At 65.1% G+C, this 15863-nt stretch carries 15 protein-coding genes and 1 pseudogene; 15 read left to right on the top strand and 1 reads right to left on the bottom strand.

The genetic code is table 11. From position 1 onward, the window contains the following. Positions 1-18: 18 nt before the first annotated feature. The 12 genes from odhB (at position 19) to KHO18_RS22000 (ending at position 12458) form a co-directional block, all read left to right on the top strand. Complete coding sequence (gene odhB, locus KHO18_RS21945; RefSeq protein ID WP_092289624.1) at positions 19-1275, top strand: 2-oxoglutarate dehydrogenase complex dihydrolipoyllysine-residue succinyltransferase; 1257 nt, start codon at positions 19-21, stop codon at positions 1273-1275. Positions 1276-1368: 93 nt separating this feature from the next. Further along, entirely contained in the window at positions 1369-2793 is a 1425-nt protein-coding gene (gene lpdA / locus KHO18_RS21950; protein WP_144200801.1) for a dihydrolipoyl dehydrogenase, read from the top strand. Between the two features lie 110 nt (positions 2794-2903). Then, complete coding sequence (gene zapE, locus KHO18_RS21955; RefSeq protein ID WP_144200799.1) at positions 2904-4001, top strand: cell division protein ZapE; 1098 nt, start codon at positions 2904-2906, stop codon at positions 3999-4001. A gap of 270 nt (positions 4002-4271) precedes the next feature. Further along, positions 4272-6815 carry a heavy metal translocating P-type ATPase gene (locus KHO18_RS21960; protein ID WP_144200798.1) on the top strand — a complete coding sequence of 848 codons (2544 nt, stop codon included), beginning with the start codon at positions 4272-4274 and terminating at the stop codon, positions 6813-6815. A 2-nt stretch (positions 6816-6817) separates the two neighbouring features. Beyond that, a complete protein-coding gene (gene ccoS / locus KHO18_RS21965) occupies positions 6818-6964 on the top strand; it encodes a cbb3-type cytochrome oxidase assembly protein CcoS (protein ID WP_092289615.1) in 147 nt (48 codons plus the stop codon). Between the two features lie 158 nt (positions 6965-7122). Then, on the top strand, positions 7123-8571 hold the full coding sequence (gene ccoN / locus KHO18_RS21970; RefSeq protein ID WP_144200796.1) for a cytochrome-c oxidase, cbb3-type subunit I: 1449 nt from the start codon (positions 7123-7125) through the stop codon (positions 8569-8571). Positions 8572-8589: 18 nt separating this feature from the next. Further along, positions 8590-9255, top strand: coding sequence for a cytochrome-c oxidase, cbb3-type subunit II (ccoO, locus tag KHO18_RS21975; protein ID WP_144200794.1), 666 nt, complete (start codon positions 8590-8592; stop codon positions 9253-9255). Positions 9256-9260: 5 nt separating this feature from the next. After that, entirely contained in the window at positions 9261-9431 is a 171-nt protein-coding gene (locus KHO18_RS21980; RefSeq protein ID WP_144200792.1) for a cbb3-type cytochrome oxidase subunit 3, read from the top strand. Further along, positions 9428-10342: a cytochrome-c oxidase, cbb3-type subunit III gene (gene ccoP, locus KHO18_RS21985; RefSeq protein WP_144200790.1), complete on the top strand. Its 915-nt coding sequence runs from the start codon at positions 9428-9430 to the stop codon at positions 10340-10342. Before KHO18_RS21980 ends, ccoP begins: the two co-directional genes overlap by 4 nt. Positions 10343-10397: 55 nt before the next feature. After that, positions 10398-11948 carry a cytochrome c oxidase accessory protein CcoG gene (gene ccoG, locus KHO18_RS21990; protein ID WP_211943904.1) on the top strand — a complete coding sequence of 517 codons (1551 nt, stop codon included), beginning with the start codon at positions 10398-10400 and terminating at the stop codon, positions 11946-11948. Positions 11949-11988: 40 nt separating this feature from the next. Further along, positions 11989-12216 (top strand): hypothetical protein, encoded by a 228-nt coding sequence (locus KHO18_RS21995; RefSeq protein ID WP_144200786.1) that lies wholly within the window; start codon positions 11989-11991, stop codon positions 12214-12216. Then, positions 12213-12458, top strand: a complete 246-nt coding sequence (locus tag KHO18_RS22000; RefSeq protein ID WP_144200784.1) for a hypothetical protein — start codon at positions 12213-12215, stop codon at positions 12456-12458. The genes KHO18_RS21995 and KHO18_RS22000 overlap by 4 nt, the downstream gene beginning before the upstream one ends. Positions 12459-12486: 28 nt before the next feature. Here the strand turns inward: KHO18_RS22000 and fnr are convergent, their stop codons facing one another. After that, a complete protein-coding gene (fnr, locus tag KHO18_RS22005; RefSeq protein WP_144200782.1) occupies positions 12487-13212 on the bottom strand; it encodes a fumarate/nitrate reduction transcriptional regulator Fnr in 726 nt (241 codons plus the stop codon). An 84-nt stretch (positions 13213-13296) separates the two neighbouring features. Here fnr and KHO18_RS22010 point away from each other — a divergent pair, with 84 nt between their 5' ends. The 3 genes and pseudogenes from KHO18_RS22010 to KHO18_RS22020 form a co-directional block, all read left to right on the top strand. Beyond that, entirely contained in the window at positions 13297-14055 is a 759-nt protein-coding gene (locus tag KHO18_RS22010; RefSeq protein WP_144200780.1) for a sulfite exporter TauE/SafE family protein, read from the top strand. Positions 14056-14691: 636 nt separating this feature from the next. Further along, on the top strand, positions 14692-15615 hold the full coding sequence (gene scpB / locus KHO18_RS22015; RefSeq protein WP_144200778.1) for an SMC-Scp complex subunit ScpB: 924 nt from the start codon (positions 14692-14694) through the stop codon (positions 15613-15615). A gap of 28 nt (positions 15616-15643) precedes the next feature. Beyond that, a pseudogene (locus tag KHO18_RS22020) lies at positions 15644-15863 on the top strand (23S rRNA pseudouridylate synthase B); the annotation flags it as partial.

Below are 15863 nucleotides of genomic sequence, written 5' to 3' on the forward strand. Positions count from 1 at the left end.
CGAGGAAAATTTCTCACCATGGCTATTGTTGACGTCAAGGTTCCGCAACTGTCTGAATCGGTCGCCGAAGCGACCATGCTGAACTGGAAGAAGAAGCCGGGCGAAGCCGTTGCCCAGGACGAGATCCTGATCGAGATCGAGACCGACAAGGTCGTGCTGGAAGTGCCGGCCCCCGCCGCCGGCGTGCTGTCGCAGATCATCAAGAACGACGGCGATACCGTCGTGGCCGATGAACTGATCGCCAAGATTGATACCGAAGCCACCGCTGGCGCCGCCGCTCCGGCAGCCGCCGCCCCGGCTCCGGCCGCTGCACCTGCCGCCGCCGCACCGGCACCCGCTGCCGCTACCGGCGCCAGCGGCATCGCCATGCCGTCGGCTGCCAAGCTGATGGCCGAAGGCGGCCTGTCCGCCGGCCAGGTTGCTGGCACCGGCAAGGATGGCCGCATCACCAAGGGTGACGTGCTGGCCGCCGGCTCGGCACCCGCACCGGCCGCCAAGGCCGCCCCGGCACCGGCTCCGGCCAAGCCGGCCCTGCAGCAGGTGTCCGCCCAGGTGGACTTCGCCGCGCTGGGCGACCGCCCGGAAGAACGCGTGCCGATGAGCCGCCTGCGCGCCCGTATCGCCGAGCGCCTGGTGCAGTCGCAGTCCACCAACGCCATCCTCACCACGTTCAACGAGGTGAACATGAAGCCGGTGATGGACCTGCGCAACAAGTACAAGGACCGCTTCGAGAAGGAACACGGCGTGAAGCTGGGCTTCATGTCGTTCTTCGTCAAGGCTGCCGTACACGCCCTGAAGAAGTACCCGATCATCAACGCCTCGGTGGATGGCAACGACATCGTCTACCACGGCTACTTCGACATCGGTATCGCAGTGGGTTCGCCGCGTGGCCTGGTGGTGCCGATTCTGCGCAACGCCGACCAGATGAGCCTGGCCGACATCGAGAAGAAGATCGCCGAGTTCGGCGCCAAGGCCCGTGACGGCAAGCTGTCGCTGGAAGAGCTGACGGGCGGGACGTTCTCGATCTCGAACGGCGGTACGTTCGGTTCGATGCTGTCGACGCCGATTATCAACCCGCCGCAATCGGCCATCCTGGGCGTGCATGCCACCAAGGACCGTGCCGTGGTGGAAGACGGCCAGATCGTGATTCGCCCGATGAACTACCTGGCCATGTCCTACGACCACCGGATCATCGATGGTCGCGAGGCCGTGCTGGGCCTGGTGGCGATGAAGGAAGCGCTGGAAGATCCGGCCCGCCTGCTGCTGGACCTGTAAGCGTCCGTCTCCTCCCTCTGAATTGAAGGACACCCGCTCCCCGCCGCCCGTTGAATCGGGCGGGTGGGAGCAGGCCGTCCAGAAGGAAACTCCATGAGCAAACAATTCGACGTGCTGGTGATCGGCGCCGGCCCCGGCGGCTACATCGCCGCCATCCGCGCAGCCCAGCTGGGCCTGAATGTGGCCTGCTGCGAAGGCAACGCCTATGACGATCCCAAGGGCGAGCCGCGCCTGGGCGGCACCTGCCTGAACGTGGGCTGCATCCCGTCCAAGGCCCTGCTGGCTTCCTCGGAAGAGTTCGAGAACGCCTCGCACCACCTGGCCGACCACGGCATCACCGTGGGTGATGTCAAGGTGGACGTGCCCAAGATGCTCAAGCGCAAGGACGACATCGTCGGCAAGATGACCAAGGGCATCGAGTTCCTGTTCCGCAAGAACAAGGTGACGCTGCTCAAGGGCTACGGCAAGTTCGCTGGCAAGGCTGCCGAGGGCTTCCAGGTGGAAGTGGCCGGTGAGGTCGTGACCGCGAAGCAGGTCATCATCGCTACCGGCTCGAAGGCCCGTCACCTGCCGGGCATCACCGTGGACAACAACCTCGTCAGCGATAACGAGGGCGCACTGAAGTTCCCGACCGTGCCGAAGAAGCTGGGCGTGATTGGCGCCGGCGTGATCGGCCTGGAACTGGGCTCGGTGTGGCGCCGCCTGGGTGCCGAAGTGACCGTGCTGGAAGCGCTGCCTGCGTTCCTGGGCGCTGCCGACGAAGGCGTGGCCAAGGAAGCGCAGAAGCTGCTGACCAAGCAGGGCCTGCAGTTCAGCCTCGGCGTGAAGGTCAACGAGGTCAAGACCGGCAAGGACAGCGTCACCGTCAGCTATGACGACAAGGACGGCAAGGCCCAGACGCTGGAAGTGGACCGCCTGATCGTGTCCGTCGGCCGCGTGCCGAACACCGACAACCTGAACCTGGAAGCGGTGGGCCTGGGCGTGGACGCGCGCGGCTTCATCGAAGTGGACGACCACTGCCAGACCAAGGTGCCGGGCCTGTGGGCCATCGGCGACGTGGTGCGTGGCCCGATGCTCGCCCACAAGGCGGAAGACGAAGGCGTGGCCGTGGCCGAGCGCATCGTCGGCCAGAAGCCGCACATCGACTTCAACACGGTTCCGTGGGTGATCTACACCTTCCCGGAAATCGCGTGGGTCGGCAAGACCGAGCAGCAGCTGAAGGCCGAAGGCCGCCAGTACAAGTCGGGCCAGTTCCCGTTCATGGCCAACGGTCGTGCGCTGGGCATGGGCGCCTCGGACGGCTTCGTCAAGATGCTGGCCGATGCCAAGACCGACGAGATCCTGGGCGTGCACATTGTGGCTGCCAACGCGTCGGACCTGATCGCCGAAGCCGTGGTGGCCATGGAGTTCAAGGCCGCCAGCGAAGATATCGGTCGCGTCTGCCATCCGCACCCGTCGATGTCCGAAGTCATGCGCGAAGCCGCGCTGGCCGTGGACAAGCGCCAGCTCAACATGTAAGGCTGATGCCTGCCATTGCGTGAGCTCCGGCGCGCCGCAACCAGCGGCGCGCCGTTTTCACTTGCAGCACCCGCGCATCTCGCGTCGGTTGCCCCCAGCGTGAACCCAGCATGAACGTCACCGAGTTTTACGAGAAAGAACTGCAGCAGCGCGGCTACCAGTCGGACGAGGCGCAACTGCGCGCCGTGGCACGGCTGCAGCAGTGCTACGACGAATGGGTGGCCTACAAGAACCGGCGCAACAACGCGCTGAAGAAGCTGCTGGTGCACCCCGAGGTGCCCAAGGGCGTCTATCTGTGGGGCGGGGTGGGGCGCGGCAAGTCATTCCTGATGGACAGCTTCTATTCCTGCGTGCCCGTGGTGCGCAAGACGCGGCTCCATTTCCACGAATTCATGCGCGAAGTGCATCGCCAGTTGGAGGAATTGCGAGGTCGGCCCGACCCCCTCGACGAGCTGGCCAAGCGCATCGCACGCAAATACCGGCTGATCTGCTTCGACGAGTTCCACGTCAGCGACGTGGCGGACGCCATGATGCTGCACCGCCTGCTGGACCAGATGTTCGCAAACGGCGTCCAGTTTGTGATGACGTCGAACTATCGCCCGGATCTGCTCTATCCGGATGGCCTGCACCGCGAACGGGTGCTGCCTGCGATCGACCTCCTCCAGGAGAAGCTCGATGTGCTCAACGTGGACGCAGGCATCGACTACCGCAAGCGCGCCCTGGAGCAGGTGGAGGCGTACCACACGCCGCTGAACCGGGAAGCCAGCGCGGCCCTGCGCGATGCCTTCGTGGGTATTGCCGGCACGGCCGACGAATCGCCGATCCTCCATATCGAGCACCGTGAACTCAAAGCGCTGCGCAAGGCGAATGGCGTGGTCTGGTTTGACTTCGCCACACTCTGCGGCGGCCCGCGCTCGCAAAACGACTATCTGGAACTGGCGTCGGAATTCCATACGGTGATCCTGTCCGATGTGCCGAAGATGACGCCGCGGATGTCGTCGGAGGCTCGCCGATTCACCTGGCTGATCGACGTGTTCTACGACCACAAGGTCAAGCTGCTGATGTCCGCCGAGGTGCCCGCCGACGAGTTGTATACCGAAGGCCAGATGGCCGGCGAGTTTCATCGCACGGTGTCGCGGATCATCGAAATGCAGTCGCGGGAGTACCTGGAGTCCGAGCGACGGACCATGGACACTTCGCTGACCTGACCCAAGCTGAAGCGGGCCGCGCGGGGGGAGCCGCAAGCTGTTGTCGGACAGGTACGAATCCGACCTATTTGATCTGTATCAAGGCGTATGGTGTGCGTGCTACCTACTATCCGTGGGTATTAAAAGCGCACCATGCCGTCCCCGTCCCTACCTACACCCTCACTCGTGCCGGCTGGTGGCCCCCCCGGGGCGCTGCCGGCGACCGCGGCAACGTTATCACCGCCATCCGCCGTCCGGCGCGGGTTTCCCGCGACGCCTCCGGCACCCACGATGGCGGGCGCTTCGCCATCCCGATCGAATTCCACGCACGTAGACGGCCATTGCTTTCACTGCGGCCAACTGCTGACGCCGGCTGAGCCGGCATTCATTGCCGATGTCGAAGGCAGCGCGCGCAGCTTCTGCTGCGGCGGCTGCCAGGCATTGGCGCAGACGCTCCACGCGGCGGGGTTCGGTCATTTGTATGGCGACACCTCGCGTTTCTCGCGGCCCCTTGACGCCACTGCGCGCCGGGAAGCCGAGCCGGTCTGGGCCGCCTACGATACGCCCGAGCTACGCCAGCAGTTCGTCCGCCCGCTTGGCGATGGCAAGGCCGAAGTCACCCTGGCGCCTGAAGGTATCCGCTGCGCGGCCTGCGCGTGGCTGATCGAGCAGCGCCTGGGCCAACTGCCGGGTGTGGAACTGGCGGTGGCCAACGTGGCAACGCGCCGCGTGGTGGTGCGCTGGCGCGAATCGCAACAATCCGTGTCTGCCTTGCTCGGCGCGCTGGCGGACATCGGCTATATGGCGTGGCCGTTCGAGGTGTCCCGCAGCGACCGCCAGGACCGCCGCGAGCGGCGCGGGCTGTTGATGCGGATGGCCGTGGCGATGCTCGGCATGATGCAGGTCATGATGTACGCGTGGCCGATCTACACGCATGAAGCCACGATCGATCCTGGCCAGCTGCAACTGATGCGCTGGGCCAGCTTCGCGCTGACGCTTCCAGTCGTTTTCTATTCCGCTTCCCCGATCTTTGCCGGCGCCTGGCGCAGCCTGCGGCAACGCGCGATGGGCATGGACGTGCCCGTGGCCATCGGCGTGGCCGCCGGCTTCCTGGCCAGCGCAGTTGCCACGGTGCGTGGCGTGGGAGAGGTGTACTTCGACTCCGTGACGATGTTCGTGGCGTTCCTGCTGCTGGCGCGATATCTGGAGCTGCGCGTGCGTCAGGCGTCCCGAAGCGGCGCCGAGATGCTGGCGCGTCAGTTGCCGGCCACGTGCGAGCGCCTGACCGAGGGGGGAACCGTCGAGCGTGTGCCAGTGGCTCGCCTTGGCGCTGGCGACCGCATCCGGGTCAAGGCCGGTGAAATCGTGCCCGTGGACGGTGTGGTGCTGGCAGGCATCAGTGAGCTCGACGAATCAATGCTGACCGGCGAGGCCCGCCCGGTGCGACGGAGTATCGGCGACGCCGTGCTCGCCGGGTGTTTCAACACGGCTAGCCCGCTCGAGGTGCGCGTGGGACGCATCGGCGCCAATACGCGACTGGCCGAGATCGTGGCGGTGCTGGATCGTGCCCTCGTGGAAAAGCCACGGCTGGCGCTACTGGCCGACCGCGTCGCGGGCTGGTTTGTCGGCGCGCTGCTTGCAATGGCGGCGGTAACCGGCGTCGTCTGGGCTGGCTGGATCGATCCATCGCGCGCGCTGTTGGTGACGGTGGCAGTGCTCGTGGTGAGCTGTCCTTGCGCCCTGTCGCTGGCTACCCCTGCAGCGCTGGCGGCGGCCGGAGCGTCGCTGTCGCGGCGCGGCGTGCTGCTGACGCGGTCTCACGCCATCGAAACCCTCGCACGCGTTACCGATATCGTGCTCGACAAGACGGGCACGCTGACCGAGGGACGCTTCGCAGTGGTACTGACAGAGGCCACCGGCCGCCTCGAAGCGGACGCCTGTCTGGCGATTGCCGCGGCGATGGAGCAGGGCGGGGAGCATCCGATAGCCCGGGCGTTCCGCGATGCCTGCGCGTCATCGTCCGGGCTGGTGCAGCCTTCAGTGGACGATTTGCACAACGCGCCGGGGCAGGGTGTCGAAGCCTTTATCGACGGGCGGCGCATGCGGCTTGGCCGGCGCGACTTCGCGGCTGCGCTGGCGCTGGAAGCTGGCGTCTGGGTCGGCGATGACGCGGTCATCGGCGCCTCCGGCAACCCCCATCGCGGCGCCACCGAGGTCTGGTTAGGGGCTTCCGAGGGCCTGCTGGCGCGGTTTTGCCTGTCCGACGTCGCGCGTGCGCAGACCCCGGCGCTGCTCGACGCGCTCGATCTGCTTGGCGTCCGCACCCATCTGATATCTGGCGACAACGTCGAGGCGGTGCGCTGGTGGGCGGACTATTTCGGCATGGAAACTGCGCAGGGCGCCGTGACGCCCGAGGGCAAACGCGCTTATGTGGCCGCGCTGCAACGCGACGGCGCCGTGGTCCTGGCCGTGGGCGACGGCATCAATGATGCCCCAGTGCTGGCACAGGCGCAGGTCTCCATCGCGATCGGGAGCGGCGCGCCGCTGGCCCAGGCCGGCGCCGACGCGGTTCTCACGCATGGGGGCGTGGCCGAGATTGCCAGCGCCATTGCCGCAGCGCGCCGTACGCGCCGCGTGGTGCGCCAGAACCTCGGCTGGGCTTTCCTCTACAACATCGTGGCCATACCGCTGGCCGCCACCGGGCTGGTCACGGCCTGGATGGCAGGCATTGGCATGTCTGCATCGTCGCTGCTTGTCGTCGCCAATGCCTGGCGCCTGCTGCATGTACCTAATAAGACACTTGTGCCGCACCCGACATCACGCGAGGAGCGCTGACCATGGAAACCCTTTACCTGCTCGTGCCGATGAGCCTGGTGCTTGTGGCGCTGATCGCCGGCGCGCTCTGGTGGGCGCTTAACGCGGGGCAGTACGACGACCTTGACCGGCCCGGCGAAGCCATCCTGCTCGATAACGACAAGCCATGAATTGCAAGCTTTTTACGAGCCATGGTGGCGCGCGGCCGCAACAGTTCCTTTCGTTGAATTGCGACTTGACCGGGATCAACACGCGGGTGGCGGCGGCTTTCTAAAGTCACACCAACACCAGGGTTAAACGATCTTTACTTCTGTATTTGGGGGTCTGAATGGATGTCTCTACCGCGTCTCCACGCGTCGACACCTTTAACTACGGCGTCGTGCGGCAATTTGCCGTGATGACCGTGGTCTGGGGGATCGTCGGCATGGCCGTCGGCGTTCTACTGGCGGCGCAATTGATCTGGCCGGATCTTAATTTCAACACCCCGTGGCTGTCCTTCGGGCGCCTGAGGCCGCTGCACACCAACGCGGTGATCTTCGCCTTCGGCGGCAGCGCGCTGTTTGCCACGTCGTACTACGTCGTGCAGCGTACCTGCCAGGCGCGCCTGTTCTGCGGGCCGCTGGCGGCGTTCACGTTCTGGGGCTGGCAGATCGTCATCGTGGCGGCGGCCATCACGCTGCCGCTCGGTATCACGACTTCCAAGGAATATGCGGAACTCGAGTGGCCGATCGACATCCTGATCACCCTGGTCTGGGTCGCCTACGCGGTGGTGTTCTTCGGCACCATCATCAAGCGCAAGACGCGCCATATCTATGTGGCCAACTGGTTCTTCGGCGCGTACATCCTGACTATCGCCATCCTGCATATCGTGAACAACATCGAGATGCCGGCGTCGATGTGGAAGTCGTACTCCGCCTATGCGGGCGTGCAGGACGCGATGATCCAGTGGTGGTACGGCCATAACGCCGTGGGCTTCTTCCTGACCACCAGCTTCCTTGGGATGATGTACTACTTCATCCCGAAGCAGGCCGAGCGGCCGATCTACTCGTACCGGCTCTCCATTGTCCACTTCTGGGCATTGAACTTTACCTATATGTGGGCTGGCCCCCACCATCTGCAGTACACGTCGCTGCCGGACTGGGCGCAGTCGCTCGGCATGGTGTTCTCCCTGATCCTGCTCGCGCCGTCCTGGGGCGGGATGATCAACGGGATCATGACCATGTCCGGTGCCTGGCACAAGCTCCGCACGGACCCGATCCTCAAGTTCATGGTGGTGGCGCTGTCGTTCTACGGCATGGCCACGTTTGAAGGTTCGATGATGTCCATCAAGACCGTGAATTCGCTGTCGCACTACACGGACTGGACGATCGGCCATGTCCACTCGGGTGCGCTGGGCTGGGTCGCGATGATTTCGATCGGCTCGTTGTACTACCTGTTTCCGCGCCTGTTCGGGCAGAAGGAGATGTTCAGCGTCAAGCTGATCGAGTGGCACTTCTGGATTGCGACGATTGGCGTGGTGCTCTACATCGCCTCGATGTGGATCGCCGGCGTGATGGAAGGGCTGATGTGGCGCGCCACGCAGCCGGACGGCACGCTGACCTACGCATTCGTGGAGGCGGTCAAGGCGAAGTACCCGTTCTACCTGATCCGCCTGCTCGGTGGCCTGTGCTTCCTGACCGGCATGCTGGTCATGGCCTACAACGTGGTGCGTACGATTGTCGGCAAGCCCGCCACGGACGCGCCGATTCCGGTCAGCCTGCAGGCTTCCGCACATTGACCGCCGAGGATTGCTGAGATGTCACAAAAACAAGGATTCTTCACCCACGAAACGCTTGAGAAGAACGTCGGCTGGCTGATCATCGCCACGATCATCGTGGTGAGCATTGCGGGCCTGGTGCAGATTGTGCCGCTGTTCTTCCAGCATTCCACGACCAAGCCCGATGCGGGCATCGTGCCGTATTCGCCGCTGCGCCTGATGGGCCGCGACATCTATATCCGCGAGGGTTGCGTCGGCTGCCATTCGCAGCAGGTGCGCACGCTGCAGGCCGAGACCGAGCGCTATGGCCATTTCTCGACGGCCGGCGAGTCGGTGTATGACCATCCGTTCCTCTGGGGCTCCAAGCGTACCGGGCCGGATCTCGCCCGCGTGGGCGGGCGGTATTCGGATGACTGGCAGCGCATCCACCTGCGCAATCCGCGCGATGTGGTGCCGGAATCGGTGATGCCGTCGTACCCGTGGCTCGAGAAGGCTACGCTGCCGACTGATGATATCCAGGCGCGGATGCGCGCGCTGCAGCGACTGGGCGTGCCGTACACCGAGGAGCAAATCGCCCACGCCCCCGAGGAACTCGCCGGCAAGACCGAAGAGGACGCGATGGTGGCGTACCTGCAAGGCCTCGGCCTGAACCGCCGCAATGTGCGCGTGGACGCCACCACGGCGGCCACCGCCCCGAAGGAGTAAACGCCATGGCTATCCTGACTTCCGCTGCCACCGTGCTGTCGATGCTGGCTTTCCTCGCCATCTGCTGGTGGGCCTGGTCGACGCGTCGCCAGGCCGCCAACGAGGAGTCGGCCATGTTGCCTTTCGCGTTGCCCGACGAGACCACGATAACGACAAGCCGGAACCCACAGCCATGAGCGATTTCATTTCCGATTACTGGAGTTACTACATCACGGCCATCTCGCTGGTCGGCATCGCGTGGTGCGTGTGGCTGCTGTTCTCGCAGCGCCGGGTGCCCAAAAGCCAGGTTGTGACCGAGGATACCGGCCATGTCTGGGACGGTGACCTGCGCGAACTGAACAATCCGCTGCCGCGCTGGTGGATGTGGATGTTCCTGCTGGCCTGCATTTTCAGCCTGGGCTATCTGGTTCTGTATCCGGGCCTGGGTTCCTACGCAGGCGTGCTGGGCTTCTCCTCGCAGGGCGAACTGGCTGCGCATCGCCAGGCCGCCGAGAAGATTCAGAACGAGATCTACGGGAAGTACATGGCGATGGACGTCACGAAGGTCGCAGCCGACCCCGAGGCTCGCGAGATCGGCCAGCGCCTGTTCCTGAATTACTGCGCGCAGTGCCATGGCTCCGACGCGCGCGGCAGCCGCGGTTTCCCGAACCTGGCCGATAACGACTGGCTCTATGGCGGCGACCCTGACACGATCCGTCAGACGATCGCCAAGGGCCGCAACGGCATGATGCCGCCGTTCGCCGGTACCATCGACGCCAAACTCGCCGGGGACACGGCCCAGTATGTGCGCTCGCTTTCGGGCCTGGCGTCCGATCCGATCCGTGCGTCGCGGGGAGAAGGCACCTTCAAGACCACGTGCGCAGCCTGCCATGGGGCAAGCGGCAAGGGGAACCAGGCGCTTGGCGCGCCGAACCTGTCGGACAGCGTCTGGCTCTACGGCAGCTCGGAAAATGCCATCGTCGAGGCGATCCTGAAGGGCCACAACGGCCACATGCCCGCGCACGAGGAAATCCTGACGCCCGAGCGTATCCGCATGCTAACGGCCTATGTGTGGGGTCTCTCCAACACAGGAGCGGCCGGACAATGATCAACAGCCCCCGGGCAGGGCGGCAAGCCGCCTGCCGGGGCGCGAGGAACACCAGATGAACGCGCCCCCCAACGCTGCACAGCCCGTGGCGGACGACGCCGCCACGCCGGAGCCCTCACGGCCGGACAACAGCCCGCCATGGCGCCCGGCAGCCGCGCCTCGATCCGGGCAGCCTGCCCAGCCCGCCCAATCGGCTGAATCTTCTGAAGAGACGCTCTACGAGGTCCGGCGCAAGATCTATCCGCGCTCGGTCACGGGCGCCTTCTCGAGCTGGCGCGTCTGGCTCGTCATCCTCACCCAGCTGGTCTACTACGGCACGCCGTGGCTGCAATGGAACAACCGGCAGGCGGTGTTGTTCGACCTCGGCGCCCGCAAGTTCTATATCTTCGGCCTCGTGCTGTGGCCGCAGGACGTGATTTACCTCGCGGTCCTGCTCGTCATCTCGGCCCTGGCGCTGTTCCTGTTCACCGCCATTGCGGGCCGGCTATTCTGCGGCTACGCGTGCCCACAGACCGTCTACACCGAGATCTTCATGTGGATCGAGCGGCGCGTGGAAGGCGACCGCATCGCCCGCATCCGGCTGGACGGCGACCCGTGGAGCCTGCGCAAGCTGCGGCTCAAGGCGACCAAGCACGCGCTCTGGGTGGTGATCGCCCTGTGGACCGGCTTCACCTTTGTCGGCTACTTTTCGCCGATCCGCGAGCTGGGCGGGCAGGTGGTTGATTTCTCGCTGGGGCCATGGCAGTCGTTCTGGATGCTGTTCTATGCGTTCGCCACCTGGGGCAACGCGGGTTTCATGCGCGAACAGGTGTGCAAGTACATGTGCCCGTACGCGCGCTTTCAGAGCGTGATGGTCGACCGCGATACCTTCGTGGTGACCTATGACGTAGGTCGTGGCGAGCCGCGCGGCAGCCGATCGCGCAAGACAGACCGGCAGGCCGCCGGCATTGGCGATTGTGTCAATTGCAGCATCTGTGTGCAGGTCTGCCCGACCGGGATCGACATCCGCGACGGATTGCAATACGAGTGCATCGGTTGCGGAGCTTGCATCGACGCCTGTAACCAGGTCATGGACAAGATGGCCTATCCGCGCGGCCTGATCCGCTACACCTCCGAGAACGCAATGCGCAAGAGCCTGTCGGCGGTGGCGGCGCGCAGGCGGCTGTTCCGCACGCGGACGATCATCTACGCGGTGATCTGGTCGGTGCTGGTGGGGGGCTTTATCGGGTCGCTGGCGATGCGCGCGCCGCTCAAGGTCGATGTCATTCGCGATCGTGGTGCCCTGGGCCGCGAGGTCGAAGGTCGATGGATCGAGAACGTGTACCGGCTGCAACTGATCAATACCACCGAGGCTCCGATGCGCGTCCGGGTGCAGGCGACGAGCGCGGCGCTGCAAGGGCTGACCATCGAGTACGACAAGTCGGCGGAAACACTGGCGCCCACGTCGAACCGCTTGTTGCCCGTGCGTATCCGTATCCCTATCGACGACGCGCCAGAGGGTACGCACAAGATCCGCATCACGGTCACGGGGGAGGGCGTGGACGATGCGCGGGAACGCGCGCAGATCCAGGAAGCGACCAGCTTCATCGTGCCGCGCGGCCTGTAGTGCGGGTCATCCAGGAAACTATCGACGCAAGGAGTAGGCAATGACAGCGCAACAAATCAAGCCGTGGTGGAAGGAACCGTGGCCGTGGTTGTTGATGAGTGGCCCGCTGCTGGCGATGATCGGCTGTGGCGTGACGATCTGGCTCGCCAATACCCACACCGACGTGCCGGTGCGCAATGCTGCGCGGCATGGGCTGGTGGTGGAAAAGCTGGATGGGTCCGCCGCACGCGCCGACGCCCATGTCAATGACACGGCGAGGCGGCCATGAGACTGCGCTGGCTGATGTGGGTGATGTGGCCAGCGTTTCTGATCGGCGGCGTGGCCACGGCAACGGTGTTCTCGATTGTGGATCCCAGTGACCTGAACTTCTTCGGTCATCCGGTCGACGCGTCGCGCGAAGCGATCTACACCGTGGGATTCCTGTTGGCGTGGCTGTTCTGCGCCTTGTCGAGCGGCTTGACGCTCTACACCATGCCCACGCCGCTCAGCGATACCGATGAACTCGAGTAGCCCGCGCACCACCGCCGGCAAGGTGGCCTCAGCAGGATCGGTTGTAGATCTGCTTGATGCCGGCCATGTCGATGAGCTTGACGTGGCGCTGGCGGATCTGGATCAGGCCCGCCTCGGCAAAACGGGAGAACAGGCGGCTGACGGTCTCCAGTTTCAGGCCCAGATAGCTGCCGATCTCCTCGCGGCTCATGCGCAGCACGAACTCGCTAGACGAGTAGCCACGCGCCGACAGGCGCTCGGAAAGATTGACGAGGAACGCGGCGAGCCGCTCCTCGGCGCGCATCGAGCCCAGTGTCATCAGCATGACCTGGTCCTGCGAGATTTCCTTGCTCATCAAGCGCAGGAACTGGGTTTGCAGCGAGGGCAGGTCACCCGACAGCGCCTGCAGCTCGCTGAAGCGTACGACGCAGACTTCGGCGTCCTCGAGGGCCGTGGCATCGGAGGCATGCTGCATTTCGCCAAGGCCATCCAGGCCGACGATCTCGCCGGGCAGATGGAAGCCGGTGATCTGCGAGCGGCCATCCTCGAGCGTCACGTGCGTCTTGAGCGTGCCGAAGCGCACGGCATAGACGGCGGTAAGCGGATCGCCCATGCGATACAGCGTTTCGCCCTTGTGCACGCGCACGCGTTCCTGCACGAGCGTGTCCATCTTCAGGAGGTCCTGCTGCGACATGCCTACCGGCAGACAAAGCTGACCCATCCCGCACGTGGAGCAGCGGGGCGAGATCTCGGTGACGGGAATGGAGGTAAGCAATTGAGGGCTCTTGGTGATGCGCATTGCAGCAGGGGCGCGACAAGTCAATTTTACCGCGTGAAGTGACGCGGAAGCGAGGGACCGTTGCCATTTGGTGTGCTTTTCAGTGTTTTTATCGTTGCGTTGTTTGGTGGCGTCCACTGTGCCGCAATGTGCGGCGGCATAGCGATGGCCGCCGAGCAGCGCGCGGCAGTGCGCGTGCCAGTGACGATCCATCGCTCGCCGCGCGGCTGGCTTGTCGAACTACTGGCGATGCACGCCGGGCGCCTGACCACCTACGCATTGTTGGGGGCCGTCATGGGTGCCGTAGGCGCCACCGTATGGAAGCAGGACTATCTGCCCGTGCAGCGATGGCTCTATGGCGCAGGCGGGGCGATGCTGGTGACGTCGGGCTTTTGGCTGTTGCGTGGGCGCAGCATGCGCGCGGCGCGCCTGGAGGCGCTCGCGGTGCGCGTGGCCCAGGGGGTAGTGGGTCGCATGGGCGCGCTCGGTATCAGGCTGCCCGCCGGCCTCGCCCGACATACGCCGCTCATGAGGCGCTTCGGCTTGGGGCTCGCCTGGGGAATCGTGCCGTGCGGGATGGTCTATGGGGCACTCGCGATGGCGCTGCTGGCCGGCAATGCGGTGTCCGGCGCGCTGGTGCTGTTCGCCTTCGGGCTGGGAACGCTGCCAAACCTGCTGGCGATTTCGGGGCTTTCGGGGTATGTGCGCCATTTGTCGCGCCGGCCGGTGGTCCGGGCCGTGGCGGGGGTGCTGATCATCGGCTTCGGCATGGTGGGCGTGGCGCGGGCGGTCTGGCTGCCGGAGACCCTGGCGGCGCATGGGTTTTGCGTGGTGTTCTGAGGCAATTCCGAGCGGGGGGCAGCCCATCCGGGTTCGTGCCATTTGCCACGCCGGGCAGCGGGCGGGTTGCGGACGGGGCCGGGAATGCCATACAATCGCGAGAACCACGGTATCGCGCCATGTAATTCCCTGGCGTCGCCGGGCCGGCATCCCTGATCTGGGATGCGTGTCCATGGGTCCGAGGCAGCATTGGCTTGCCGGATCCGTCCCCACAGTTCATCCGGTTCAAAAGATCTGGTTTAAGAGGCCGGGCGGCCTTGTGGAGTGGTGGCGCAGGCGCAGGACGAAGCTTGTCCGGGCCGATATCCGTTTTTTCTTGCCGCCTTGGCAATCTGATTGTCCTGGCGAATGTCCGCTCCAAGGGGAAGGGTTCCGCCTGCGAGGGTAAAGGCGAGAGCGCGACGCAAGAGGTTCGACTCCCGGCGAAGCCAGCCGGATTCGGACGATCTCCTGCCGGAACGACCCGGCAAATCGATGCAAAAGAACGAAGTGCACCGCTTGGCTGCCTGGGCTGCGACAGGCTGCGAGTTGGCTGCGCAATGAGATGGCGGTGGCATCGGTACCGCTGTATCCGAAATCTCCAGTGCTCCGGGATTCGTCCGGGAGCAGGTGCAAAGACAGGCTGCACACAATCACATGAATACCCAAGAGGCGAAGATCGTCCTCGAGACCGCGCTGATTTGTGCGCAGGAGCCCCTGCGCGTCAACGATCTGCGCCGTCTTTTCGCCGACGATGTCGGCGCCGACACCATCCGCGTCCTGTTGGACGAATTGCGACAGGACTGGCAGCAACGCGGTGTGGAACTCGTGGCCCTGGCCAGCGGCTGGCGTTTCCAGAGCCGACCCGAGATGCGTGAGTTCCTCGACCGGCTCAACCCGGAAAAGCCGCCCAAGTATTCGCGCGCCGTGATGGAGACTCTTGCCATCATCGCCTATCGCCAGCCCGTAACGCGCGGCGATATCGAGGAAATCCGCGGCGTGACGGTCAGCACGGACGTGATCAAGAAGCTCGAGGATCGCAGCTGGATCGAGGTGATCGGCCACCGGGACGTGCCGGGGCGGCCCGCGCTCTACGCCACGACCAAGGCGTTTCTGGACGATCTGGGGCTGCGCACGCTGGATGAGCTGCCGCCGCTCGAGGATGCCCAGGCCCAGGTCCAGGCTGCCCTGCTGGACCAGCAGGCGATAGATTTTGAGGAAGTTGCCACGGCCAACCCGCCGGCTGGCGACGAAGAGGCCTTTGCCGAGCCCCAGTCCGTCGAGACCGCTACCGAGGTGGTGGAAGCGGAGGTCGTGGCCGCGGCGGAGGGCGACCATGGGGAGCCGGTGGAGACGGAAGCCCACGGCGCCAATACCGAACAGAACGACACGCCGCACCCGCAAGACAACAGCGTTGCGCAGTGGCCCGCCGATGGCGGCCAGGACGACGACGCGCCGCTGGCCCACGCCAACGGTTTCCACGTGGACACAGCTGCTTCCTCCCCGGAAGCGGCCGACGATTCGGTCCGGGACGGCAACGCGCCGCATCCTGCTGAGGACGACGAACGCGTGTCCAACTGAATAACACGCAACATCGATAGTGAATACTTTGTCTGATTCCGCTGAGCAAGACGTCCGGCAACCGGACGCGCCGGGCGATACCGGCGCTGCGCCCGACGCGGGCAATGGCACCGACGGCGCGCCGCGCCGCAAGGGCCTGCGCCGTGGCCTGCGCAATCTGGTGGCGTCGCGCCGCCAGTCCGCACAGGACCGCGAGGGTGGCCGTGCCGAGGGCGATGCCGCTACGCCGACGCAGGCCGACGCGCCGC

The organism is Cupriavidus campinensis (assembly GCF_905397395.1).
Taxonomy (GTDB): domain Bacteria; phylum Pseudomonadota; class Gammaproteobacteria; order Burkholderiales; family Burkholderiaceae; genus Cupriavidus; species Cupriavidus campinensis.

Excerpts from the sequence above, each read along its gene's own strand:
- odhB (WP_092289624.1), top strand. The coding sequence starts at position 19 with ATGGCTATTGTTGACGTCAAGGTTCCGCAACTGTCTGAATCGGTCGCC.
- lpdA (WP_144200801.1), top strand. The coding sequence starts at position 1,369 with ATGAGCAAACAATTCGACGTGCTGGTGATCGGCGCCGGCCCCGGCGGC.
- zapE (WP_144200799.1), top strand. The coding sequence starts at position 2,904 with ATGAACGTCACCGAGTTTTACGAGAAAGAACTGCAGCAGCGCGGCTAC.
- KHO18_RS21960 (WP_144200798.1), top strand. The coding sequence starts at position 4,272 with ATGGCGGGCGCTTCGCCATCCCGATCGAATTCCACGCACGTAGACGGC.
- ccoS (WP_092289615.1), top strand. The coding sequence starts at position 6,818 with ATGGAAACCCTTTACCTGCTCGTGCCGATGAGCCTGGTGCTTGTGGCG.
- ccoN (WP_144200796.1), top strand. The coding sequence starts at position 7,123 with ATGGATGTCTCTACCGCGTCTCCACGCGTCGACACCTTTAACTACGGC.
- ccoO (WP_144200794.1), top strand. The coding sequence starts at position 8,590 with ATGTCACAAAAACAAGGATTCTTCACCCACGAAACGCTTGAGAAGAAC.
- KHO18_RS21980 (WP_144200792.1), top strand. The coding sequence starts at position 9,261 with ATGGCTATCCTGACTTCCGCTGCCACCGTGCTGTCGATGCTGGCTTTC.
- ccoP (WP_144200790.1), top strand. The coding sequence starts at position 9,428 with ATGAGCGATTTCATTTCCGATTACTGGAGTTACTACATCACGGCCATC.
- ccoG (WP_211943904.1), top strand. The coding sequence starts at position 10,398 with ATGAACGCGCCCCCCAACGCTGCACAGCCCGTGGCGGACGACGCCGCC.
- KHO18_RS21995 (WP_144200786.1), top strand. The coding sequence starts at position 11,989 with ATGACAGCGCAACAAATCAAGCCGTGGTGGAAGGAACCGTGGCCGTGG.
- KHO18_RS22000 (WP_144200784.1), top strand. The coding sequence starts at position 12,213 with ATGAGACTGCGCTGGCTGATGTGGGTGATGTGGCCAGCGTTTCTGATC.
- scpB (WP_144200778.1), top strand. The coding sequence starts at position 14,692 with ATGAATACCCAAGAGGCGAAGATCGTCCTCGAGACCGCGCTGATTTGT.